This is a genomic window from Micrococcus sp. KRD026, from assembly GCF_017168445.1.
GTDB classification, from domain to species: domain Bacteria; phylum Actinomycetota; class Actinomycetes; order Actinomycetales; family Micrococcaceae; genus Micrococcus; species Micrococcus luteus.
In genome coordinates, this window is sequence record NZ_JABFBA010000075.1 from 1 (window position 1) to 1,009 (window position 1,009).

The following is a 1,009-nucleotide window of genomic DNA, read 5'->3' on the forward strand; positions in this document are numbered from 1 at the left end:
GGTACAACCGGCTGATGGTCGATGAGGTCCTCTACGCCCGCCCGTATACCTCAGAGACAGCTCGGCGTGAGGCGCTGGCCGTGTGGGTGAACCACTACAACTACCATCGGCCTCATACCTCCTGCGGAGACGCCCCTCCGGCCTCGTTGGCACCGGCCCGAGTCAACAACGTCATGCCCTCCTACAACTAGCGTGCGGCGCATGAGCGGGGGTGCGCAGTCCGTCAGCGTCCGTGTGCACGGGGACTCGATTCTGGGGCAGGAGTGCCTGAAATCCATGATGTGGCCATGGAGTGTGGAGCGGCTCGGGTTGCCCTGTGTCGGTCTGTCGTGGGGGGTGCCGGGGGAGACGTTCAAGGTGCAGGGTGCCTATGCCCAGGAGCCGGTCCGGTATGAGGATCTCAACTTCCAGGAGATCGGTCTCGTGGGGGAGGACTTCGGCCGCGGGCGGCCGGCGTGGCCGGACCGGTGCTTCTCCCTCGAGCTGTTCCCGGAGTATTCCCCCGAGGTGGCGTGGCTTCGCCTGCGGGTGGTGGAGGAGGCAGGGGCGCAGGAGTTCCGAGCCCAGGTCACGTTGCGTCCCCGTTCGCAGGGCAGGGGCTGCCAGGCCGACCTCGACTGGTGGGAGTCTCGACTCGGAGCTCTTCCAGCCCAGATGAGGGAATGGGCTCGGTCCTGATCCGTTCCTCGGGGTCAGGGACCCGGGCCCTCCTTCGTCCCGGGGATGCGCACGTTTCGGACGGGGCCCCGGCGGTGCAGGGGTCTCTCTGGGTCCGTGTCCAGTCGGGTATACCCCTTTACACGCCCCGCCCGCCCACGAGACCATCACGTCAGAGACGGTGTGAATCGCAGCGCTAAATGGCGTGGTTTTTGTAACGCTTTAGGTCAAGCCCCTCGTGATGGTGTAGCGGTCTGATCCTTCATGGGGGTCAGGCGCTGAGGCCGAGGTTGAGTTCGGTGTCGGGGTCCACCTCGTCTCCGGTGTTGGTCACGGTGGTGAGCCTGCAGCG

General features: G+C 65.9%; 2 protein-coding genes. Both read left to right on the plus strand.

Going from position 1 to position 1,009, the window contains the following annotated elements; genetic code table 11:
* The coding region (locus J1M40_RS12335; RefSeq protein WP_161788041.1) for an integrase core domain-containing protein at nt 1–191 on the plus strand (191 nt) is incomplete at its 5' end.
* A 166-nt stretch (nt 192–357) separates the two neighbouring features.
* A complete protein-coding gene (locus tag J1M40_RS12340) occupies nt 358–678 on the plus strand; it encodes a hypothetical protein (protein ID WP_144819872.1) in 321 nt (106 codons plus the stop codon).
* Nucleotides 679–1,009 lie beyond the last annotated feature (331 nt).